This is a genomic window from Staphylococcus pragensis, assembly GCF_004785665.1.
Classification (GTDB): domain Bacteria; phylum Bacillota; class Bacilli; order Staphylococcales; family Staphylococcaceae; genus Staphylococcus; species Staphylococcus pragensis.
In genome coordinates, this window is the sequence record NZ_SRPJ01000002.1 from 1 (window position 1) to 22928 (window position 22928).

A 22928-nucleotide genomic window follows, 5' to 3' on the forward strand; every position below is an offset into this window, starting at 1 on the left:
GATTTTTATCTTTAATTCTTAATGTATTTAATATAGACTTACACATAGGCGCATTACCTTTCTTTTTTATTTGGTGTGGTAGCTAATAATTATAGAGGTAATTGCGCTATTTTTGTATTCAAAACATAAAAATTGGACTGATGATTTTTAGTCATCAGTCCAATTTATTATAGAGCCGTTTTTTATTACATTTAATTTGGATAACACTTTAAAAGTAATAAATTATTGTTCGTGTCGTCTATATTTGACACAAGTATATATGTCGTTTATATTTGACATAAGAAGTTATCAATAATTAAGAGGTGATTAAAGATGGCCGATTTTAGAGACAAAATGATTAATCGGGTCATTGGTACAACGACTGATCGTGATGAACGAGAGAAAGAGGAGCTTTACTCGCATTTTACAACAACATTTCTTATCACTTATTTTGGGTTACTTATTTTAGCGTTCATTAGTTTGATTAATGATTATGTGACGCAACGAGTTAACATACCTACCATTGGCGTATTTATTTTATTCTTTATTGCTAATATTTCTTTAATGATAGGTATTCGAAAAAATAATTTAGATGAAAATCGTGTTTATTCTAAAGAAGAATACAAACGTTTATTAAAAAAACATAAAGTGAGCTGTTTATTCGCTGGAATTATGTTTGGTGTCATAATGAGCTTACTTAATTTAATACGACTATACTTTTCTGGTGAAACAATTGAATTAGGATTTTTTATAGCAATAAATCTTATTTCAGGTTTAATGTTTGGAGTGTTAAGTTACTTTATAGGTAAAAGTAAAATTGTTAAAGAGTATAATGAAAACGAGTAAAAAGTAATTGAGTACAAATTAGCAATACGATTTGCTTGATATATGATTATATTAAAGAAATAATATTAATATATTAAACTCCTTAAATATTATATAATTAATTTATAAAATATTTAAGGAGCGTTCTTATGTTAAAAGCTGATCCGATTATAGCGAAAATGAAGAATCAAAAAATTAACTATGATAGAGTACTGAAAAAGTTAATTCATCAATGGTAACGCCAAGAATTACGTCCTAAAATTCTACTTCATAGTTGTTGTGCGCCATGTAGTACGTACACTCTAGAATATTTAACGCAGTATGCAGACGTAGCCATCTACTTTGCAAATCCTAATATTCATCCCAAAAATGAATATTTAAGACGCGCAAAAGTACAAGAACAATTCGTTAAAGATTTTAATGATCGAACTGGGAAAAATGTTAAATATATTGAAGCAGAATATAAGCCACACGAATTTATGAAAATGGCTAAATCACGAGGATTAACGGATGAGCCAGAAGGTGGATTGCGTTGTACAGCATGTTTCGAAATGCGTTTAGAATTAGTGGCAGAAGCAGCAGTAAAATATGGATATGACTACTTCGGTAGTGCATTAACGTTATCACCGAAAAAGAATGCACAATTGATTAATCAATTAGGTATGGAAGTTCAAAATCTATATGATGTTAATTATTTACCTAGTGATTTCAAGAAGAATAAAGGTTATGAGCGTTCTATTGAAATGTGTAATGACTATCATATCTTTAGACAATGTTATTGCGGGTGCGTCTTTGCTGCGATGGCACAAGGTATTGATTTTAAACAAATCAATCAAGAAGCTAAAGCATTTCTACAAGAATTTTAATTAAAAATGACTCCTAATTTGAAGTTCAACCTTTCAAATTAGGAGTCATATTTTATAATGTGCGATTGATGAAACGAATAATTGCTAAAACTGCGATAATTCCTGTAGAAAGAAGACCGACTATTTTTAAACCTTTTTATCTTTGGTTTCAGTATATTACTTTTTGTCGGGAAGTAAAGTACATTTATAATTATTTGGCGTCTAAACCAATAATCTCACTTACATTATTATAATTATGTTGTTTTAAATAAGCCGCAATGTCTTTGTTGATTTTTTTAGTTAATCCAGGACCTTCAATGACTAAAGATGAATAAATTTGTACTAATGATGCACCATTTCGCATCATTTGAATTGCATCTTTGGCACTAAAGATACCCCCTGTACCAATAATTAAGAATTCACCGTTTGTTTGTTGGTATGCCCATTTCACTAACTCTAAGTTTCTTTTGAAAAGGGGTCTACCACTTAGTCCGCCATCTTCCACTTTATTAGATGATGTTAAACCATCACGTTTACGTGTCGTATTTGCTAAGATCATACCATCAAATGTTTCAGTAATTGCCGGTAAAATATTTTTAAAACCATCGAGTTCTAAATCGGAAGTTAATTTTAAGAAAATAGGAACATTAACTTCTGTATGAGCTTTAAAATCTTTCAATGCTTGACATAACATTGAAAATTCATCTTTATCATGGAAACTTTGTAAATTCTCAGTATTTGGAGAACTAATGTTAACCGTAAAGAATGAAACATCGGCTTTAAATGTATCAATCACTTTGATGTAGTCTTGATAGCGCTCATTATAAGGTGTTGTTTTATTAACGCCTACATTTAAGCCAACTGGAATATTGTATGCATGACGACGTAAGTTCCATAAAGCTCTATTCATACCAATATTGTTGAAGCCCATGCGATTAATTAAAGCCTCATCTTCAATTAAACGATACATACGTGGTTTTGGGCTACCGTCTTGAGGTTTAGGTGTAATACCGCCTAACTCTAAGGCACCGAATCCAGCATGTTGAAGTGCTTTAGGTACTTCACATGATTTATCGAATCCTGCAGCTAAGCCAATAGGGTTATTAAATGTAATACCTTTGATTGTTTGAGATAGTGAAGGGTTGTCATATGTAAATAATTTGTGGATGATTGGTAATAAGAAAGGTTGTTTTTGTGCAAACTTCAAAGCGTCAATTGTCATGCCGTGTGCTTTTTCAGGATCAAATTTGAATAAAAGTGGTTTAATTAATTTGTACATAATAATGCTCCTATTTCATTGTATTTGAGGCTTACTATCCTCATTTAATATCATTGAAAAACATTCTTATATTAGACTAGCATTTTCACTAGTAATTGCATAGTTAAATTCTTTAGTGTTTGAAAATTTGCCTTAACTTAAATCACAAAATTGAGTAAAGAGATTTTCGTGAAAGATTAACGGAGGCATTTTCAGGAAATATAATAATTAAATACTGATAAACAATTTAAGGAGGATGACGTCATGAAAAAAGAATGGCAAGACCAATTACCGTTAGATCATATACAAGACATTACATCAGTTAGTGGTGGGGACGTGAACGAAGCGTTTAAAGTAACGACACAAGATGACACATATTTCTTGTTAGTCCAACGTAATCGTGATAAATCATTTTATGCAGCAGAAATTGCGGGACTTAACGCGTTTGAAGAAGCAGGTGTGACAGCCCCACGTGTTATTGCGAATGGTGAAATTAACGGCGACGCGTATCTCATCTTAAGTTATTTAGATGAGGGGACAAGTGGAAGCCAACGTGAGTTAGGTCAACTTGTAGCTAAGATGCATAGCCAACAACAGCCAGATGGTATGTTTGGATTTGATTTACCCCATGAGGGTGGAGATTTCTCCTTTGAGAGTGGATGGTCAGAGTCATGGATTAAAATCTTTGTAGAAGATCGTATGGACCATTTACGTGATGAATTGATGCGCAAAGGTCTATGGAACGAAGAAGACAATAAAGTATATGAACAAGTCCGTACTGTAATGATGCACGAATTAGAAGCACATAATAGTAAACCTTCGCTATTGCATGGTGATTTATGGGGTGGCAATTATATGTTCTTAACGGATGGTCGACCAGCGTTATTTGATCCATCGCCATTTTACGGAGACAGAGAGTTTGATTTAGGCATCACCACTGTCTTTGGTGGATTTACCCAAGAATTTTATGATGAATATGAGAAACACTATCCTTTAGGAAAAGGCGCGCGCAAACGTTTAGAATTTTATAGACTGTATCTCTTTATGGTGCACTTACTTAAATTCGGAAATATGTATGCAAGCAGCGTCAATCGCTCAATGGATGAAATATTAGCATAATGACAAAAAATTAAGGAGGCATTAGGTATCAATGTACCTGTGCCTCCTTTATATTTATTCATTATCTATCAGTAACTGTTTTAATTAATTGTTTGCCATTGTCATATAACATTGTCTCAAGTTCGTGACGTGAGATTAACTCAGTCGATTCAAGTTCATCGGCTAACAACGTAACCACTTGATCTGTTGTGTAAGGCGCATCTGAACCATAGACGATTTTGTCCATATCTACACATTGTGCGAGATTTGGAAGTTGGTATGGTAATACTTTCCCAGCTAAATCGAAATAAAGTTCTTTCATCACTTGTTCTAAATCATCAGGTTGACGTTCGCTACCAAACATCTTATTACCCATAGAGACACGTTGTGCGATGACTGGTAATAGTGCGCCACAATGAGGCACAATCCATTTAATATTTGGATACTTACTGAACACGTTGTTTTGACTCATATAAATAATAGTACGTGTTGTATCAAAGATGAATTCCATTAATGGCGCAGGAACGACTTCACTCATTGCCTCAATATTTGGCTTTGGTTCATTAGGATGCAATGCAACGAGTGCATGACGTTCATTCAACTTAGCTAACACGCTGTCTAAGCGGTCATCACCAATATAGACACCGCGTGCGTTAGTAGGTAAAGTGAAGCCTAATGCACCTTGTTGGTCCAACGCTTCATCTATAGTCGCAATACTTTCATCTACTAACGGTAATGGCAATGTTGCAAAGAATCCTAATTGCTCAGGATATTTATGAATGAAAGAAGAGGCATAGTCATTGACTTCTTTCGCTAATTCCACCATCTCATTATCAGGGGCAGCACTGATGTGAGGGCTTGAAATAGATAGTACACCATATTCAATTTCCATACGATTCATTAAATCTAAATATCCTTCAGGAGAGAACGGTGGTGTCGCTACACCGTCACCTTTACCGTTGAAATATTTATCTAGGAATTTTGAGAATCTCGGAGAAATATAGTGTGCGTGTAAATCAATTTTCTTCATATCTATTGACGCTTCCTTTTCTTTAAAAGTTAACCAACTGTCGATGTCTTCATAATATGCGTTGACCTCATCTGGTCGATCGATACCTTGAAGTTCACTGTTTACGTCATAACCAATTTCATTTAAAGCATAGGATAAGCATGCATAACTTTGTCGATACCCTTCAAAATCTTGTTTCGGTAAATTAATTGTCGTTGGTTTGACCGGTGTTAAGCTATCTTTCTCATAAATACATTCAAGACGTGTAATGTACCAAACACCTTGGTCATCTTTTTCAACGCAATAAACTAATTTGGCATCAGATTGTAATTCCATCTCCACATTCTGAATAGGTAAACGAGTTTGAATCGTAGCTTGCATGATGGCTATTGCACGTGTGTCGTTAATCCAAATTTGTGAATTGTGAATTTGATGAGGTGCATAGCGATTCATTTCCCTAGATGATACTACAAATTCATGCCCCGTCCCTTTAAACCATGAAATATTAACGTAAGAATCCTCAGCGAAACATGACTCCATGCTATCCCATAGTGAATTATCACGGCAGAAACGCTCAAATTGAATCAGTTCTAGAATGTCTTCTTTCGCTAATAACGTTTCATTCGTATACGGCTTATTTCTTATGAAAAGCACAGTCCGAACACTCCTTTAGGTTAATTATCCCCAGATTTCAAGTAATACTTTTGCGAAGCCTTCTGGCTCTTGAACATAACCAAGGTGACCACCTGGAATATCAACGATTTCGATGCCAGTTTGTTCAGAAATGTAGAAGTTAACTTCTTGAGGGAATGAATCTCTAGAAGCGGTACCATTTAATAATGTAATGATATCTTTATGTTGGTTTAAGTCTTCAATTGAGATATCTGATTCAGTATATTGACGGATTTCGTATTTAAACCAACCTAACATTTCTTCAAAGCGTTTTTTACTTTCAGCATCATCTTCAGCTTGTGCTGGTTTAGACATATATTGTTGGTCAAGTTGACTAGTATTTAATGTTTCGCCGAATAATTTCATTGCTTGAGGCATACCTTCGTTAACTGCAATATCAATGATTTCAGCGTTTTTATCTTGCCAATATTTAGCGTTTGGTAAGAATGTGTTGATTGGTGGTTCGTGGAATGCAATACGTTTAACAATATCAGCGTGTTCTTTTAATACGTGCATTGCTACGATTGCCCCTGAACTTGAGCCTAATACATACACAGGTTCGTCGCTTAAGTGTTTTGCTAATTCTGCGATATCCTGAGCGTCGCGTTTCACACGGTAGCGACTGTCTGGGTTTGATACTTCGTCAGGTAGATTTGATTTTTCAGACAAATTAAAGTATATTATTAAATTAAGAAGTATAAATATTCAAAAAGTTACTTGTTACTCAGCATTTTAAAAAATAAAGGGGTATGTTGTTTAACTGTACAACTAGAATTGATCAAACTGAATAGCTTACTCCATAGGATGGAGAGAAGACTATGGAAGATAAACTACAAAGAGGATTGTCTAACAGGCATATTCAATTAATTGCAATTGGCGGAGCAATAGGGACGGGTTTATTTTTAGGGGCAGGTCAATCCATTCATTTGGCTGGACCATCGATTTTATTAACCTACATTGTTGTAGGCTTGGTATTATTCTTATTCATGAGAGCAATGGGAGAAATGCTACTTTCGAATTTAGGATTTAAGTCATTTGCTGATATTGCACATACGTATATCGGACCATTAGCAGGATTTATTGTAGGTTGGACGTATTGGTTTACGTGGATTGTAGCAGGTATGGCAGAGGTAACAGCAGTTGCAAAGTATGTTAACTTTTGGTGGCCGACCATTCCAAGTTGGTTAACGGCTTTATTTACAGTATTAGTGTTGATGGCGTTAAATTTAATGAGTGCTAAAATATTTGGGGAGTTAGAGTTTTGGTTCGCATTAATTAAAGTAACAACTATTATCGCATTAATCGTAGTAGGGATTGTCATGATTGTGATGGGGACGCATACAGCAAGTGGCACAGCGAAATTATCTAATATTTGGAGTCACGGTGGTTTCTTCCCAAACGGGATGACAGGGTTTTTACTCTCATTCCAAATGGCTATCTTTTCATTCATTGGAATTGAGCTCATTGGTATTACCGCTGGGGAAACTAAAAACCCTCATAAAACCATTCCACAAGCGATCAATAATGTTCCTTATAGAATTCTCATTTTCTATGTAGGTTCTTTAGCAGTAGTAATGTCAGTAGTTCCATGGGATAAATTGAATCCTGCTGACAGTCCATATGTAAAATTGTTTGGCTTGGTAGGAATTCTATTTGCGGCTGGTGTCATTAACTTTGTTGTATTAACGGCTGCAGCATCTGCTTGTAATAGTGGTATCTTTGCAGATAGTAGAACAATGTATGGCTTAGCTGCACGTAAACAGGCACCTCCATTTTTACAAAGAACGAATAAACACGGCGTGCCATATTACTCAATCTTAATCACATGTGGCTTATTACTTATCGCCGTGGTATTAAACTACGTTATTCCGAACGCTACTGAAGTATTTGTATATATTACAACGGTTTCTACCGTGCTCAACATCATTATTTGGACCATTATTATGATTGCATATCTCGGTTTCTTGAAAAGTAAACCAGAATTACATGAGCAAAGTAAATTTAGACTACCAGGTGGTAAGGTAAGCGCATATCTCATTCTAACGTTCTTCGTCTTTATCTTTATCGTACTTGCACTAGATAAAGACATCAGAATTGGTGTACTAGTTGGACCGGTATGGTTAGCAGTATTATACTTAATGTTCTTACGTTATAAAAAAGAGAAACGCAAAGAAGGTATTGATTTAGACGAACCAAAAAAAGACCCAGCAATAGGCGAATAAAAGTTAGACAATTATATTGACGTGTTTTTACTATTATAATAGTAGAAACGCGTTTCTTTATTATTCTATTTTATTGTTTTCTTCTATTATTAAATTCCATTTAATAAAGTGATAGGGCTAAAAAATTAAATATTTGTACTTCGGTTTCTTCATTTTGTACTTAAATTGTACTATTTAAAAATAAAATTTTAAATAAATATTCTGAAAATTTAGATATTATGTTATAGTAAGATGCATCATCACTTATTTAAGCGTGTATCAACATCTTAGGAGGTTTCAATATGACATCAGAGCTTAGAAATATAGGAGTCAAAGATTTTACATTTAGGGTACTTTCCGGCGTAGCAATTGGAATCGTTGTAGGTTTAGTGCCGAATGCTATTTTAGGTGAAATTTTTAAAGCACTCATGCATCATCATCCCGTGTTTGCGACTTTTCTACATGTCGTACAAGCCATGCAATTTACTGTTCCTGCTTTAATCGGAGCACTTATCGCTTTAAAATTTGAAATGACACCACTTGCAATAGCTGTCGTGGCATGTGCATCATATGTGGGAAGTGGCGCGGCACAATTTAAGAATGGTGTTTGGCTTATCGCAGGTATTGGGGACTTAATTAATACGATGATAACTGCGGCCATTGCAGTATTATTCATCTTATTAGTTGAAAAACGTGTAGGCAGTATGGCGCTCATCGTTTATCCAACTGTAGTGGGTGGAGTGTCCGCGACAATTGGCGTGTTAATCTTACCTTATGTCCATATGATTACCACTGGGATTGGAAATATGGTCAATAGTTTCACTGAATTACAACCAGTGTTAATGTGTATGTTAATTTCAATGGTATTTAGTTTTATTATTATTTCACCATTATCAACAGTAGCAATTGCGATTGCGATTGGAATTACAGGATTAGCTGCAGGATCAGCTTCAATTGGGATTTCAGCTACTGAAGCGGTATTGTTAATCGGTACAAGCCAAGTGAATCGTGTTGCCGTACCAATTTCTATCTTCTTCGGTGGAGTAAAAATGATGATGCCAAATATGGTTAAATATCCAATTATTATGTTACCAATTTTAATTACGGCCGCCGTTTCTGGTATCGCGGGAAGTTTAATTGGTATTGCCGGTACAAAAGAATCAGCAGGTTTTGGATTCATCGGTATGATTGGACCTATCAGTGCGTTTAAGTTTTTACATGTCGATTCAGCGATGATGAGTATTATCTTAATCGTTTTAGGATTCTTCGTTGTACCATTATTAACTGCGTTTATTCTAGATATTGTTTTACGCAAAGTTTTAAAATTATATACTAACGATATTTATAAAAGATTATAAATTTTTGAAATAACAGTTTGTGAGGAATTGATAATGACGTCTTTATGACAAAGTATTGGTTCCTCATTTTTCGAAAAATAAATTAATTATAAAATAGCTTGTGAGTAAATAATGTTACAATAAAATAAATAGTGATTAAACAAAAGGATGGATGGTATATGGCTAATAAAATTGAAACATTAGCACTAAGAACAGCAGAGTTAACAAGACAAACGCATGAGTTAGGCATTCCTGTCATGATATTGTTTGAAGGAGTTCCGGCATCAGGTAAAACGCGTTTATCAAATGAATTACTATTAAATTTTGATGCGAAATATACGCGCTTTATTGCCACGCAATCACCACAACCCGACGACTTAAGATATCAATTCTTACAAAAGTACTGGAACACTTTACCTGCTAAAGGCGATATTAATATTTATTTCCGTAGCTGGTATTCACATTATTTAGATTATCGTGAGAACGAAATTAAACATAATAGATATAAAAATTATGATGTTTTGAAAGAACAGATTGCTTCTTTTGAAAAGATGCTGAAAAAAGATAACTATGAAATTATTAAATTCTTCATTGAAATTAATGAAGAAAAGCGTCAAGAGCACATTAAACAAACAAAAGAGAATCCTTTAATGCGCTGGAAAGTACAAGAATATGGTAATGTACTACCGACTGAAACATACTTAGATGACATGCACCAATTTATTAAAAAGGATAAACAATGGAAGATTATTGATTACACTGAACGTCAAAATGCGATTGAAAAAATGTACAATCATATTATAGAACGTTTAGAACATGCGATTGATAAACATCAACAACAAGAAAACCATGTTGATGGAGAGTTCACACCAGACTTTAAAACGGATTTATTCGATATTAATGTAGATAAAGTATCAAAAGATGAATATAAACAGTTGATTACAGAATTACAACAACGCATGAGAGAAATTCAATTTGCTTTATATGATAGAAAGATTCCACTTATCTTAGTATTTGAAGGTATGGATGCAGCCGGTAAAGGTGGTAATATCAAACGTATTAGAGAAAAGCTTGACCCGACCGGTTATGAAGTAAATGGAATTAGTGCGCCAACAGATGTAGAACTAAAACATCATTATTTATGGCGTTTTGCGAAAGATATGCCAAGAAGTGGACACATTGAACTATTTGACCGCAGTTGGTACGGTCGTGTACTTGTAGAACGAATTGAAGGCTTTGCGACTACAAATGAATGGCAACGTGCGTACGATGAAATTAATTCTTTTGAGAAAATGTGGACAGATGAAGGGGCAATTCTTTTAAAATTCTTCCTTACATTGGATAAAGATGAACAATTGAAACGTTTTAAAGATCGTGAACAAAATGTCGATAAACAATGGAAGATTACTGACGAAGATTGGCGCAATCGTGAAAAATGGGATTTATACGTCGAAGCGAGTCACGATATGATTGAAAAAACGAATACTTCTTATGCACCTTGGCTAGTAGTTCCAGCAGATCATAAAAAAACGTCACGCATCGAAATACTTAAATACATCATTCGTAAATGTGAAAAAGTATTATGGGGCGTTAAAGATTATTAAAAATGAGTAGTTGACTTTACTTTTTTTAACTTGATGAATCAATTCAAGAGACTATTTTATAGAATAGTTTCTTGAATTTTTTATTTTAAATAGAAAAAATCAATGGAAAATAATATGTTAGAAATATTACAGGTATGTAACAAAACAGTAATTTGTAATATTATGAACTATGTAAAACAATTGTAAATTTTTTAAAAGAGTAATGTAATTCCTTATTTCATAATGAAATTTTAAACTTAAAACCTAAAAATGTATTGTTACAACACACTTCAGTAATATTTCAATGTTACAAAATATATTCTCCATTGTAATTTTTTTGTAAGATAAGCGTAATATTATTCGTATTTTTTTGTGTTATAGTAGCTATTGTCAAAAGTTAAACAAAAAACACAAACACATTAACACTAAAGAAATTAACAAATCGAAAAATATAAACTAAATTCTTGGAGGAATTATTTTATGAAAAAGACAGTTATCGCTTCGTCATTAGCAGTAGCATTAGGAGTAACAGGTTACTCATTAACTACAGATTACAGTGCACATGCATCTGAACAAACTTCAAACTACACACAATTAGCTAACTTAGCTCAAAACAACCCATCTGAATTAAATGCTCACCCAGTACAAGCTGGCGCTTACAACATTTCATTCGTTAAAGATGGTTTCAAATACAACTTCACTTCAAACGGTTCAACTTGGTCTTGGAACTACTACTACACTGGTGGTGCTGACACAGTTGCAGCTACAACTCAAGCAGCTACAACTACACAAGTTGCTCCAGTTCAAAAAACTCAAGCAACTAACTACTCAGCATCTTACAACCAAGGTTCAAACCAATCAGTAAGCTCTAACCAACAAGCTAACCAAACTCAAGTTAAAAGAGTATCTGCTCCATCATACAGCAACAACACAACTTCATACTCAGCACCAGCTGCATCATCAACTGGTGGTTCAGTTAAATCACAATTCTTAGCTAACGGTGGTACTGAAGCTGCTTGGAACGCTATCGTAATGCCTGAATCAGGCGGTAACCCTAACGCTGTTAACCCATACGGTTACAGAGGTTTAGGTCAAACTATGGAATCATGGGGTACTGGTTCAGTAGCTCAACAAACTAAAGGTATGATTAACTACGCTAACAACCGTTACGGTTCATTAGATAACGCTATTGCTTTCCGTGCTTCTCACGGTTGGTGGTAAGATTTACTAAGATAACTGGATAGCACATCGAGTTATCGGGAAGAGAGGATGACATTAGTCGTCCTCTTTTTTTATGCCCATTTTTAAATAGTTTAGCTTATTTCCATATAGGGAATAATTTAAAACTATATATAAAGTGAAATAATGGGAAAGTGTTGGGTGAAATAACATTAAAAAATTATTAAAACTTGGAATTATTCATAGTGTATATTGGTTTGCGAGTCAAATGGTTATAGCCTCTTTAGGAACAAAGGTTTCTCAAACTTTCTTTATAAAGTATAGCCAATTTTTTAAGCCATTTTCCTGGGAAAAGGACGGCAAAATGTGGAACACCTTATTTAAAATTAATAAATGGAAACGTTACATACCTGAAGGCAGTCAATTAAATCAAAATATTTACAATAAAAAACAATTAACATCATTTAAACTTAATGACTTACATACAATGATAATAGAAATGAGACGTGCAGAATTAGTCCATTGGCTATCAATGATACCTGTGCTAGCGTTTCTTAAAGCACCCGCTTATATTAAAATAATTAATGTCATATATGTGTTGTTGGCGAATCTTCCAATTATAGTCACCCAACGTTATAATTGTCCGAGATTAGAAAAAGTGTATCAATTAAAATTGAAAAGAGGTGCCCATCGTGACTAAGAAAAAAATAATAGTTATTGGTGGCGGTTTAGGTGGTATATCGGCGGCTATTCGTTTAGCGCAAAGCGGTTTCGAAGTGAATCTTTATGAGAAAAATAATCATATCGGTGGAAAGGTAAATCGTCTTGAAGAACAAGGCTTTGGTTTTGATTTAGGGCCTTCTATTTTAACCATGCCTTATATCTTTGAAAATTTATTTAGGCATAGTCATAAAAGAATGTCAGACTATGTCACGATTGAGCGTTTGCCATTGGAATGGCGAAGTTTCTTTACTAATGGTGAAGTGATTGATTTATACGAAGATTTAACCGCAATGGCGCATTTGAATCCAAGTTTAAATGAAGAAGATGTCCAACAGTTACATCGATTTCTACAATATGCGGAAAGCATTCACCGTTTTACAGAAGAAGGTTATTTTGCGTTAGGCTTAGATACGGTAAGCGAAATTATTAAATATCAAGGTCCTTTCAATTCTTTAAAAGGTGTTGATTACTTTTCAACAATGCAAGAAGCTATTAATCGATATGTTGATAAGCATGAATTGAGAGATATGTTGGGCTACTTTATTAAATATGTAGGCTCTTCTTCTTATGATGCACCAGCTGTATTAACATTGCTTATTCATATGCAATATGAACAGGGTTTATGGTACGTTAAAGGTGGCATTCATCATTTAGCACAAGCTTTAGAACGACTTGCTCGAGAAGAAGGCGTAACCATTCATACAGGTGTGGGTGTGCAAAGTATTGATACATATTTTAATCATGTAACTGGCGTGAGATTAGATAATGGGACACATATTAATGCAGATTACATTGTTTCTAATAGAGAAGTGATTCCAACTTACCGAGACTTGTTGTACTTTTCAGAGAAAAAGCTAGAGAAATTAGAGAAAACATTTGAACCTGCTAGTTCAGGGTACGTTATGCATCTAGGTGTGAATAAAGAATATCCGCACTTAGCACATCATAATTTCCTATTCTCAAGTGATTCTAAGCGTAATTATCATGAAGTGTTCCATGAAAAGGTCTTACCACAAGATCCTGCAATTTATCTCGTAAATAGCAACAAAACGGATGAAACACAAGCACCTGTAGGTTACGAGAATTTGAAAGTATTACCACACATTCCATATATTCAAGATAAACCGTTTACCGAAGCGCAATATAATGAATTTCGTGAACGTGTATTAGATAAATTAGAACGAATGGGCTTAACGAATTTAAGACAACATATCGTTTATGAAGATATATGGACACCGCATGATATTGAGCGTCATTATGCTTCAAATAAAGGTGCCATTTACGGTGTGGTAGCTGATCGTAAGAAGAATAAAGGTTTCAAATTTCCTAAACAAAGTCAGTATTTTGATAATCTTTATTTTGTAGGTGGTTCTGTTAATCCTGGTGGCGGCATGCCAATGGTAACGTTAAGCGGACAACAAGTGGCTGATAAAATTAATGCTAAAGAACAGGCTCATTTACATGAATAATTGAAAGGGGGGACGCTAGTGAAAGTATTAGAACCACTATTGCATGGAGTGATAGGAACCTCTTTATAAAGTGGATATTTAATGTACAATCGACGTCATTTACTTCATTTTCAAAATGATAATACTGCTAGCGCCTCTCAATCTGTCAGTATTATTATACCTGCAAGAGATGAAGCACAACGATTACCGCATTTGCTTGAAAGTTTGAACCGACAAACGATACAAGCGGAAGTCATCGTAATGGATGATGGTTCCCAAGATGATACGGTTCAAGTTGCAAGACAATGGGGTGCGAACGTCTATGCTGTCACTGAAGATGAGAACAATAAAAGATGGTATGGTAAATCCTTTGCCTGTTATCAAGGTGTGAATTATGCGACTGCAGATATCATCATGTTTATAGATGCAGATGTCGTATTATTGGATAATCATGCTTTGGAGACTATTTTACAAAGTTATGAGCAACAACGATATCGTGGGTTATTAAGTATTCAACCGTATCATACCGTTAAGAAGCCATATGAACAGTTATCAGCTTTATTTAATTTGATGACAGTGGTGGGGATGAATCAATTCTCGAGTGTGGCAAAGAAAGAGCCACAATCGTTAGCATTTGGTCCTGTAACGGTGATGAATCAAGCAGATTACGTTTTAACACAAGGACATCACAATGCTCGCAACCATATTATTGAAGGTTTCGCGTTAGGTCAAGCTTTCAAACAACAACAATTGCTTGTCACTTGTTATGAAGGACAAAACTATGTAGGATTTAGAATGTATGAAGAAGGTCCAATTAGTTTAATTGAAGGTTGGACCAAACATTTAGCAGTAGGTGCCTCTCAGACACAGGGACGCATCATGATGTTGGTTATCATATGGATGATTGGACATATGCTTATGCCATTTATCTTAACGCTTAGCTTTTTATCGAAATCTATTTCTTTTAAGCGTATTAGTTTATCCTATGGCTTAGCTACGCTACAATTTATTCAATTACATAAACGTATTGGTTCGTTTTCAGTATTATCTTTATTGTTAAGTCCAATACTATTTTTTGTGTTTATTTTCATTTTTATGAATTCCTATCGTCATATTCATTTTACAAAAACGGTACAATGGAAAGGACGTACTTTTAATATTAATTATTAACGCATAAACAGGGGGCTCTCCATGAGAACTATAGAGGAAAGTTATCAATATTGTCATCAAATTATGAAGGATTATTCTAAAAGTTTTTCATATGCATTTGATATGTTACCAGAACAACAACGCCAAGCGGTTTGGGCAATTTATGCCGTGTGTCGTATTGTTGATGATAGTATCGATATACATCAAGATGTTGAGTATTTACATAAAATCCGCCGTGATGTTCAGTTGATTGAACATCACGCTAGTATACCTGAGGTATTTGAAAGTGATGAACAGATTATGTTGGCCTTTGCCGATACGAGTAAACATTTTCAAATGAATTATCAGGCCCTCTATGACTTGATTGATACGGTTGAAGCGGATCAACACTTTGAAATGTTTGAAACAGACCAAGGGCTACTAGATTACTGTTACGGTGTAGCAGGCACGGTAGGGGTATTACTCATTCCAATCTTATCTACACCACCAACACAAACGGCTTATGATAACGGTAAACAGTTAGGTGAAGCATTACAACTTACAAATATCTTGCGTGACGTAGGAGAAGACTATCGTAATGGTCGCATTTACTTTAGTGTTGAACGCTTGAATGAATTTGACGTTTCGATTGAACAAGAAATTGAGCGTGACAAGCCATCAGAGAATTATCAACGTATTTGGGAATTTTACGCCAAGCTAGCTGATGATAACTATGATGCTGTACTTAACAATTTAGAAGTGTACAATAAAGAATCACGTATGATTATTGAATTAGCTGCTGAAGTGTATCGAGGCATTCTAAATGAAGTGAGAAAAGCAGATTATACACTTGATAAACGTGTCTACGTGTCAACTTGGAAGAAGAACAAAATTTACCGTAGTTTAAAGAAAAAATATAAAGCTTAGGTGGTAATGGTATGAAAATAGCCGTAGTAGGTGCAGGCGTAACAGGATTAGCAGCGGCTGCAAGGTTGGCCGCACATGGCCATCAGGTCACCATATTTGAGAAAAATGAACAAGTTGGCGGACGCATGAGTCAATTCAAAAAAGATGGTTTCACATTTGATATGGGACCAACGATTGTCATGGTTCCCGATGTATATAAAGCAGTATTTGAAGAAAGTGGTAAACGTTACGAAGATTATATAGATATGAGACAGTTAACGCACATCTTTGACATCTATTTCTCAGATAAGGATAAAGTAAGTGTCTCTACTGATTTGCCACAGCTTAGTCAAGCATTAGAAGCGATTGAACCAGGTTCGACACAAGGATTTATGTCATTTCTTACTGATGTATATAAACGCTATGTAGTGGCGCGTAAGTACTTCTTGGAACGTACTTTCCGCAAACCGAGTGAGTTCTATAATCCGCTCTCTTTATATCGAGGCTTGAAATTACGTACCATTAGCAAAGCGGATCAACTCATTGATAATTATGTATCTAATGATAAAATTCGTAAATTGTTAGCTTTTCAAACGTTATACATAGGCATTGATCCAAAACAGGGCCCTTCAATTTATTCGATTATTCCGATGATTGAAATGGTACATGGCGTGTATTACATTAAAGGCGGCATGTATAGTTTGGCTAAAGGATTATTGAAACTAGGTCAAGATCTTGGCGTAGAAGTACGTTTGAATTCAGACGTTCAAGAAATTATTATCGACCCTAAATTTAAACGCGCAGACGGTTTACGCGTGAATGATGAAATTCATCGCTTCGATAAAGTACTTTGTACGGCTGATTTCCCATATGCTGCACAACATTTGATGCCATCTCATTCGCCACTTAAAAAATATTCTTCTGAAAAGGTAGATAACATGGATTATTCATGTTCTGCGTTTCTAATCTATGCCGGCATAAATCGCGACTTACGTGATAAAGTTCATGTACACAATGTGGTGTTCGCTGAAGACTTTAGAGGTAATATTGATGATATATTTAGCGGTAAAATGCCTAACGATCCATCACTATATCTGTATTTCCCGGCTGTAGAAAATGATTCATTAGCACCAGAAGGACAAACAGGAATGTATGTCTTGATGCCTGTCCCTGAATTGAAAACAGGGAATATCGATTGGCGCGACCCAGCGACAATAGAACGAGCTAAAGACGTCGTTTACAATAAAATCCAAACGATTGAAGCATTAAAAGATGTACGAGAAGATGTGATTTCAGAAACCATCTTTACACCATTAGATTTCGAGAGTCGCTATAATGCTAAATTTGGTACAGCATTTGGCTTAATGCCAACATTAGCGCAAAGTAATTATTATCGTCCACCTAATGTATCTAGAGATTATAAAGATTTATATTTCGCTGGCGCAAGTACTCATCCAGGTGCCGGCGTGCCGATTGTCCTTACAAGCGCGAAGATTACAGCAGAAGCAATGTTAGACGATATCGCACGTGGCCATTAATTTTTAATACAAACAATAATTCAGAAAATTATCAATATTGACAATACTTATCGAACTGATAGAATAAAATTAATTCGATAGAACTTATTTAGAGAAACGGTAGTGTCATATATGATTTTTTGGCTATATGTCACTTTTAACTAAGAATGACATATAGCTTTTTTATTTTTAAAAGGGGGATGGACGTAAATGGTAATGTCAAAACGATTAGCAGCGATACCGGAAAGTTACTTTGGTAAAACGATGGGGCGTAAAGTTGAACATGGTCCCCTTCCACTGATAAATATGGCAGTAGGTATTCCAGACGGAGAAACACCTCAAGGCATTGTCGACCACTTCGCAGAGGCTATACGTATACCGGAGAATCATAAATACGGTGCCTTCCATGGTAAAGAATCTTTCAAAGAAGCGATTGTTAATTTTTATCAACGTCAGTACAATGTCACGCTAGATAAAGATGACGAAGTTTGTATTCTTTATGGTACAAAGAATGGATTAGTCGCCTTACCTACATGTATCGTCAATCCTGGAGAGAATGTCTTATTGCCTGATCCAGGTTACACAGATTATTTAGCAGGCGTCATGCTTGCAGATGCTCATCCAGTACCGCTTCATTTAGATCCTCCCGATTATTTGCCAGATTGGGATAAAGTAGACCAAGCCACATTAGAGAATGCTACCCTCATTTATTTAACGTATCCGAACAATCCTACAGGTTCTACAGCGACGAAAGAAGTATTTGACGAAGCAATTCAGAAATTTAAAGGTACACGCACTAAGATTGTTCATGACTTTGCTTATAGTGCTTTCGGATTTGATGCTAAGAATCCGAGTATTCTTGCTTCTGAAAATGGCAAAGACGTTGCTATCGAAATCTTCTCATTATCAAAAGGATATAATATGTCAGGTTTCCGTGTAGGATTTGCAGTTGGCAATAAAGAGATGATTCAAGCCCTTAAAAAATATCAAACGCATACTAATGCAGGAATGTTTGGTGCCTTACAAGATGCCGCAACCTATGCATTAAATCATTATGATGACTTTTTAGATCAACAAAATGAAACATTTAAACGTCGCCGTGATGCCTTTGAACAACGTTTAAGTGAAGCAAAGTTACCACTTGTACATTCTAAAGGTGGTATTTATTCATGGCTTCAAACACCACCTGGTTATGACAGTGAAACGTTCGAACAATATTTATTACAAGAACAATCTATATTAGTAGCACCAGGTATTCCTTTTGGGGAGAATGGACGCCATTACGTCCGTATATCATTAGCACTTGATGATAAACAATTAGCCGAAGCGGCTGATAGATTGGCCTCTTTATCACATTTATATCAAGATTAATAACTAAGAAGAAAAGAGATGAGATATCATGACTAAAATCAAAATAATGAGTGTTCGAGAAGAAGATATTCCATTTATTGAAGAATGGGCAACAGAAAATAAAGTTGAAGTAGAATTGAATAAAGACTTCTTAACGGAAGAAAACGTTGATAGTGTTCAAGGTTTTGATGGATTATCTTTATCACAACAACATCCTCTGTCAGAAGAAGTGTTTGCGAAATTACAACAATATGGTATCAAACAAATCGCACAACGTAGCGCAGGATTTGATACGTACGATTTAACTTTAGCTTCGAAATATAACATCATTGTTTCTAATGTTCCATCGTATTCACCAAGTTCAATTGCTGAATTTGCAGTAACGCAAGCCATTAATATTGTGAGAAATCAAAATGACATTCAGCGTAAAGTACGTGCACATGATTTTAGATGGGAGCCTTCAATATTATCTCGTTCAATTAGCGAATTAACTGTGGCGGTGATTGGTACTGGTCGTATTGGTTCAATTACTGCAAAGATATTTACGAAAGGATATAACAGTCGTGTCGTTGCATATGATCCTTTTCCAAATGAACAGGTCGCACATGATGTAGAATATAAAAATACGTTAGAAGACGCAATAAAAGAAGCTGATATCGTTACGGTACATATACCTGCGACTAAATACAATCATCACTTATTTGATGCGTCCCGCTTCGCACAATTCAAGCAAGGGGCTGTCTTTGTTAATGCAGCAAGAGGTTCAATCGTGGATACTAAAGCATTGCTTAGCGCCATTAACGAAGGTCATATTAAAGGCGCAGCACTAGATACTTATGAACATGAAAGAGGAGTATTCCCTGGAGATTATCGCGAAAAAGCTTATAATGATGCGCTACTAGATGAGCTCATTGCAAGAGAAGATATTATTCTCACACCACACATTGCCTTTTACACTGACGCAGCGGTGAAAAACTTAATTGTAGACGCATTAGACGCTACTATAGATGTATTAACGACAGGCACCACTAAATTAAGAGTGAACTAATAAAAAACTCCTAGAGAGGAACACTATAGCGCTCTCTAGGAGTTTCATACTCAAATGATTGAAGTTATAAATTATTTTACATCATAACCTTGATCTTCGATGGCATCTTTCATTTCTTGCATTGAAACTTTATTGTCATCGTAATCAACTCTAACTTCATTTTTATCTAAATCTACTTCAGCAGTTCTTACACCATTAATTTTGGCTAATGCTGATTCAATAGCATTTCTGCAATGGTCACAACTCATACCATCTACTTTGATTACATCATTAATCATGTCACGTCACCTCCAAGAACTTACTCTATATATACCCACATTTTACTCCTTTTCATTAAATGAAACAAAATAAAATAGAATGATGTTAACGAATTACATTTATAATTTCATGCGTTTCAAACGTAAGGCATTACTTACAACACTCACAGAACTTAACGCCATTGCGGCACCAGCAATCCACGGTGCTAATAAGCCCATAGCTGCAATCGGAATACCTGCGACATTATATCCAAACGCCCAGAATAGATTCTGCTTAATATTACGAATCGTCTTATCACTCGCATGAATCGCTTTAGGAACTAAATGAATGTCGCCACCTAAAATAGTAATGTCAGCCGCTTCAATCGCCACTTCTGTTCCTGTGCCCATCGCTATACCAATATCCGCTTTCACTAATGCAGGCGCATCATTAATACCATCACCAACCATCGCCACTTTATGATGGTCTGCTTGTAAGTTGGCAATGTGTTGCGCTTTATCTTCCGGTAAGACATTCGCGATGACTTGGTCAATACCAACCTCATCAGCAATCGCACGCGCCGTACGTTCATTATCCCCAGTCAGCATCACCGTACGAATATGCATCTCATTTAACTGTTGAATCGCTTCTTTCGCAGAAGCCTTCACCGTATCCGCGACAGCAATCAGGCCTTTCAACTCATTGTCATAAGCAGCTAACATAACCGTTTGACCTCGCGCCTCAAGCGATGCCATCTCAGAACGCACATCACTCATATCAATATTATTGTCTGTCATTAATTTACGATTGCCCACATATAACGTTTTACCTTCAACTTCTGCTTGCACCCCATGACCAGGTAACGTGCGGTAATCAGTAACCTCAGAAGTCACCGCGCCTTGTTCACGCGCATAACTAACAATCGCATAAGCCAACGGGTGCTCTGAATTACTTTCAACAGACGCCATAAATGACAATATGTCTTTTGCTCCTTGAAAATAGGTTACCTCAGGTTTCCCATGTGTTAACGTACCCGTTTTATCAAACACCACTGTATCAACCTGGTGAGTACGTTCTACATATTCGCCACCTTTAAATAAAATACCATGTTCAGCAGTGCGTCCAGTCCCGACCATGATAGACGTAGGTGTAGCAAGACCAAGCGCACATGGGCAAGCAATGACCAACACAGAGATGGCTGCGACTAAGGCATCTTCAAATTGCCCAGGATGAACAAATACAATCCAAATTAAAAATGTAAGGGCAGCAATACCAATAACAATTGGCACAAAATAGCCAGAAATAATATCAGCTAAACGTTGAATAGGGGCTTTAGAACTTTGTGCATCTTCGACAACTTTAATAATGTTAGACAACGCAGTGTCTTTACCCACTTTAGTCGCTTTAATCGTAATAACACCATTTGTATTCATTGTCGAACCGATGACCGTATCATCGACTTGCTTGTCAATTGGCATTGATTCACCAGTTAACATCGATTCGTCTATAGCCGTTTCGCCTTTAATAATTTGACCATCTACCGGTATTTTTTCACCAGGTTTAATCAACAATGTATCGTTCACATTGACTTGATCTAAAGGCACCATCCGCTGTGTACCATCATCATTAACAATACGTGCTTCTTTCGCTTGTAAGTTTAATAACTCACTTAATGCATTGGTTGTTTGTGATTTCGCACGTGCTTCTAAATATTTTCCGAACAGAATTAGCGTAATTAATACGGCACTCGTTTCGAAATATAGATGAGGCGTGGTAGTAGTGCCAACTAGCCACTTAATCATTTCATAAATGCTATAAAAGTAAGCAGCACTTGTACCCAAAGCGACTAACACATCCATATTGGCGCCCCCATTACGCAAGTTCTTATATGCGCCTACATAGAATTGCCAACCGATAATAAATTGGATAGGCGTCGCTAAAATAAATTGAAACCAAGGATTCATTAAAATATCAGGCAAGTACATATTGAATAAATGAACGAACATGGTCATTAAGAGCGGAAAAGAAAGGATTGCAGAAATCATTAATTTGTTACGTTTATGCTTTAATTCTCGTTCTTTACGTGAGGTTTGTTCTTCCTCGGTTTGTTTTGGTTCAGCATCATAACCCAACTTTTGAATACGACCCATCAATGAATCAACATCTGTTTGTCCAGGATAATAATCAATGGATGCTTGTTCAGTTGTTAAATTGACAGTAGCTTGTTTCACACCTGCCGTTTTATTTAGCACCTTTTCAATACGGTTAGAACACGCAACGCAGGTCATCCCAGTAATATCTAATTCTGCTTTATCAGTGGCTACATCATAGCCTAACTTTTGAACAATCTCGACAAAATCATCCACTTTATATTCACTGGAATCATACTTAATGTTGGCTTGTTCAGTCGTTAAATTAACTTGAGCATCAACATGATTCATTTTATTAAGACGTTTCTCTATTCTATTAGAGCATGCAGCACACGTCATACCAGTAATGGCTAACGTGGTTTTACTATCTTGACTCATTTTTTGCACCTCCTCGGATGTTCATGTTTAATATACCCCCTAAGGGTATTTCAGTCA

At 35.6% G+C, this 22928-nt stretch carries 17 protein-coding genes and 3 pseudogenes; 14 read left to right on the forward strand and 6 right to left on the reverse strand.

Going from position 1 to position 22928, the window contains the following annotated elements:
• Positions 1–312: 312 nt before the first annotated feature.
• Together E2558_RS05775 and E2558_RS05780 are read left to right on the forward strand one after the other, a co-directional pair.
• On the forward strand, positions 313–825 hold the full coding sequence (locus E2558_RS05775; RefSeq protein ID WP_186805192.1) for a DUF3278 domain-containing protein: 513 nt from the start codon (positions 313–315) through the stop codon (positions 823–825).
• A 128-nt stretch (positions 826–953) separates the two neighbouring features.
• Positions 954–1670 (forward strand): annotated as a pseudogene (locus E2558_RS05780) (epoxyqueuosine reductase QueH).
• Between the two features lie 190 nt (positions 1671–1860).
• Here E2558_RS05780 and E2558_RS05785 read toward each other — a convergent pair.
• Positions 1861–2928 carry a quinone-dependent dihydroorotate dehydrogenase gene (locus tag E2558_RS05785; protein WP_126565448.1) on the reverse strand — a complete coding sequence of 356 codons (1068 nt, stop codon included), beginning with the start codon at positions 2926–2928 and terminating at the stop codon, positions 1861–1863.
• A gap of 243 nt (positions 2929–3171) precedes the next feature.
• Here E2558_RS05785 and E2558_RS05790 point away from each other — a divergent pair, with 243 nt between their 5' ends.
• Positions 3172–4026: a fructosamine kinase family protein gene (locus E2558_RS05790; RefSeq protein WP_126565449.1), complete on the forward strand. Its 855-nt coding sequence runs from the start codon at positions 3172–3174 to the stop codon at positions 4024–4026.
• A gap of 61 nt (positions 4027–4087) precedes the next feature.
• Here E2558_RS05790 and E2558_RS05795 read toward each other — a convergent pair whose 3' ends face one another.
• From E2558_RS05795 to E2558_RS05805, 3 genes and pseudogenes are all read right to left on the reverse strand, one after another.
• The gene (locus tag E2558_RS05795) at positions 4088–5035 is read right to left on the reverse strand and encodes an amidohydrolase family protein (protein ID WP_126565658.1); all 948 of its coding nucleotides are present in this window, start codon (positions 5033–5035) and stop codon (positions 4088–4090) included.
• A 30-nt stretch (positions 5036–5065) separates the two neighbouring features.
• Positions 5066–5668 (reverse strand): annotated as a pseudogene (locus tag E2558_RS05800) (nuclear transport factor 2 family protein); the annotation flags it as partial.
• Between the two features lie 24 nt (positions 5669–5692).
• A complete protein-coding gene (locus tag E2558_RS05805) occupies positions 5693–6355 on the reverse strand; it encodes an alpha/beta fold hydrolase (RefSeq protein WP_229716399.1) in 663 nt (220 codons plus the stop codon).
• Between the two features lie 149 nt (positions 6356–6504).
• On the opposite strand from E2558_RS05805, the gene E2558_RS05810 reads away from it, so the two are divergent.
• From E2558_RS05810 to E2558_RS05860, 11 genes and pseudogenes are all read left to right on the forward strand, one after another.
• The gene (locus tag E2558_RS05810; protein ID WP_126565450.1) at positions 6505–7908 is read left to right on the forward strand and encodes an amino acid permease; all 1404 of its coding nucleotides are present in this window, start codon (positions 6505–6507) and stop codon (positions 7906–7908) included.
• A 281-nt stretch (positions 7909–8189) separates the two neighbouring features.
• Positions 8190–9245, forward strand: a complete 1056-nt coding sequence (locus E2558_RS05815; protein WP_126565451.1) for a PTS sugar transporter subunit IIC — start codon at positions 8190–8192, stop codon at positions 9243–9245.
• Between the two features lie 158 nt (positions 9246–9403).
• Positions 9404–10828 carry a phosphate--AMP phosphotransferase gene (locus E2558_RS05820; RefSeq protein WP_126565452.1) on the forward strand — a complete coding sequence of 475 codons (1425 nt, stop codon included), beginning with the start codon at positions 9404–9406 and terminating at the stop codon, positions 10826–10828.
• A gap of 459 nt (positions 10829–11287) precedes the next feature.
• On the forward strand, positions 11288–12028 hold the full coding sequence (locus E2558_RS05825; RefSeq protein WP_126565453.1) for an aggregation-promoting factor C-terminal-like domain-containing protein: 741 nt from the start codon (positions 11288–11290) through the stop codon (positions 12026–12028).
• Between the two features lie 226 nt (positions 12029–12254).
• Positions 12255–12686 carry a glycosyl-4,4'-diaponeurosporenoate acyltransferase CrtO family protein gene (locus tag E2558_RS05830; protein WP_229716397.1) on the forward strand — a complete coding sequence of 144 codons (432 nt, stop codon included), beginning with the start codon at positions 12255–12257 and terminating at the stop codon, positions 12684–12686.
• Complete coding sequence (locus E2558_RS05835) at positions 12679–14178, forward strand: phytoene desaturase family protein (RefSeq protein ID WP_126565455.1); 1500 nt, start codon at positions 12679–12681, stop codon at positions 14176–14178. The genes E2558_RS05830 and E2558_RS05835 overlap by 8 nt, the downstream gene beginning before the upstream one ends.
• Positions 14179–14196: 18 nt before the next feature.
• Positions 14197–15327, forward strand: a pseudogene (locus E2558_RS05840) (glycosyltransferase family 2 protein).
• Positions 15328–15348: 21 nt separating this feature from the next.
• Positions 15349–16212, forward strand: a complete 864-nt coding sequence (locus E2558_RS05845; RefSeq protein ID WP_126565456.1) for a phytoene/squalene synthase family protein — start codon at positions 15349–15351, stop codon at positions 16210–16212.
• Between the two features lie 11 nt (positions 16213–16223).
• Complete coding sequence (locus E2558_RS05850) at positions 16224–17729, forward strand: phytoene desaturase family protein (RefSeq protein WP_126565457.1); 1506 nt, start codon at positions 16224–16226, stop codon at positions 17727–17729.
• A 189-nt stretch (positions 17730–17918) separates the two neighbouring features.
• Positions 17919–19079, forward strand: a complete 1161-nt coding sequence (locus E2558_RS05855; RefSeq protein ID WP_126565458.1) for an aminotransferase class I/II-fold pyridoxal phosphate-dependent enzyme — start codon at positions 17919–17921, stop codon at positions 19077–19079.
• A gap of 28 nt (positions 19080–19107) precedes the next feature.
• Positions 19108–20106: a D-lactate dehydrogenase gene (locus tag E2558_RS05860; protein ID WP_126565459.1), complete on the forward strand. Its 999-nt coding sequence runs from the start codon at positions 19108–19110 to the stop codon at positions 20104–20106.
• A gap of 71 nt (positions 20107–20177) precedes the next feature.
• Here E2558_RS05860 and copZ read toward each other — a convergent pair whose 3' ends face one another.
• Positions 20178–20384, reverse strand: coding sequence for a copper chaperone CopZ (gene copZ / locus E2558_RS05865; protein WP_126565460.1), 207 nt, complete (start codon positions 20382–20384; stop codon positions 20178–20180).
• Positions 20385–20483: 99 nt separating this feature from the next.
• Positions 20484–22871 carry a heavy metal translocating P-type ATPase gene (locus tag E2558_RS05870; RefSeq protein ID WP_126565461.1) on the reverse strand — a complete coding sequence of 796 codons (2388 nt, stop codon included), beginning with the start codon at positions 22869–22871 and terminating at the stop codon, positions 20484–20486.
• Between the last annotated feature and the right edge of the window lie 57 nt (positions 22872–22928).

Bases quoted from the DNA above. Each gene is read 5' to 3' on its own strand.
- E2558_RS05775 (WP_186805192.1), top strand. From the start codon at position 313: ATGGCCGATTTTAGAGACAAAATGATTAATCGGGTCATTGGTACAACG.
- E2558_RS05785 (WP_126565448.1), bottom strand. From the start codon at position 2,928: ATGTACAAATTAATTAAACCACTTTTATTCAAATTTGATCCTGAAAAA.
- E2558_RS05790 (WP_126565449.1), top strand. From the start codon at position 3,172: ATGAAAAAAGAATGGCAAGACCAATTACCGTTAGATCATATACAAGAC.
- E2558_RS05795 (WP_126565658.1), bottom strand. From the start codon at position 5,035: ATGAAGAAAATTGATTTACACGCACACTATATTTCTCCGAGATTCTCA.
- E2558_RS05810 (WP_126565450.1), top strand. From the start codon at position 6,505: ATGGAAGATAAACTACAAAGAGGATTGTCTAACAGGCATATTCAATTA.
- E2558_RS05815 (WP_126565451.1), top strand. From the start codon at position 8,190: ATGACATCAGAGCTTAGAAATATAGGAGTCAAAGATTTTACATTTAGG.
- E2558_RS05820 (WP_126565452.1), top strand. From the start codon at position 9,404: ATGGCTAATAAAATTGAAACATTAGCACTAAGAACAGCAGAGTTAACA.
- E2558_RS05825 (WP_126565453.1), top strand. From the start codon at position 11,288: ATGAAAAAGACAGTTATCGCTTCGTCATTAGCAGTAGCATTAGGAGTA.
- E2558_RS05830 (WP_229716397.1), top strand. From the start codon at position 12,255: ATGGTTATAGCCTCTTTAGGAACAAAGGTTTCTCAAACTTTCTTTATA.
- E2558_RS05845 (WP_126565456.1), top strand. From the start codon at position 15,349: ATGAGAACTATAGAGGAAAGTTATCAATATTGTCATCAAATTATGAAG.
- E2558_RS05850 (WP_126565457.1), top strand. From the start codon at position 16,224: ATGAAAATAGCCGTAGTAGGTGCAGGCGTAACAGGATTAGCAGCGGCT.
- E2558_RS05855 (WP_126565458.1), top strand. From the start codon at position 17,919: ATGGTAATGTCAAAACGATTAGCAGCGATACCGGAAAGTTACTTTGGT.
- E2558_RS05860 (WP_126565459.1), top strand. From the start codon at position 19,108: ATGACTAAAATCAAAATAATGAGTGTTCGAGAAGAAGATATTCCATTT.
- copZ (WP_126565460.1), bottom strand. From the start codon at position 20,384: ATGATTAATGATGTAATCAAAGTAGATGGTATGAGTTGTGACCATTGC.
- E2558_RS05870 (WP_126565461.1), bottom strand. From the start codon at position 22,871: ATGAGTCAAGATAGTAAAACCACGTTAGCCATTACTGGTATGACGTGT.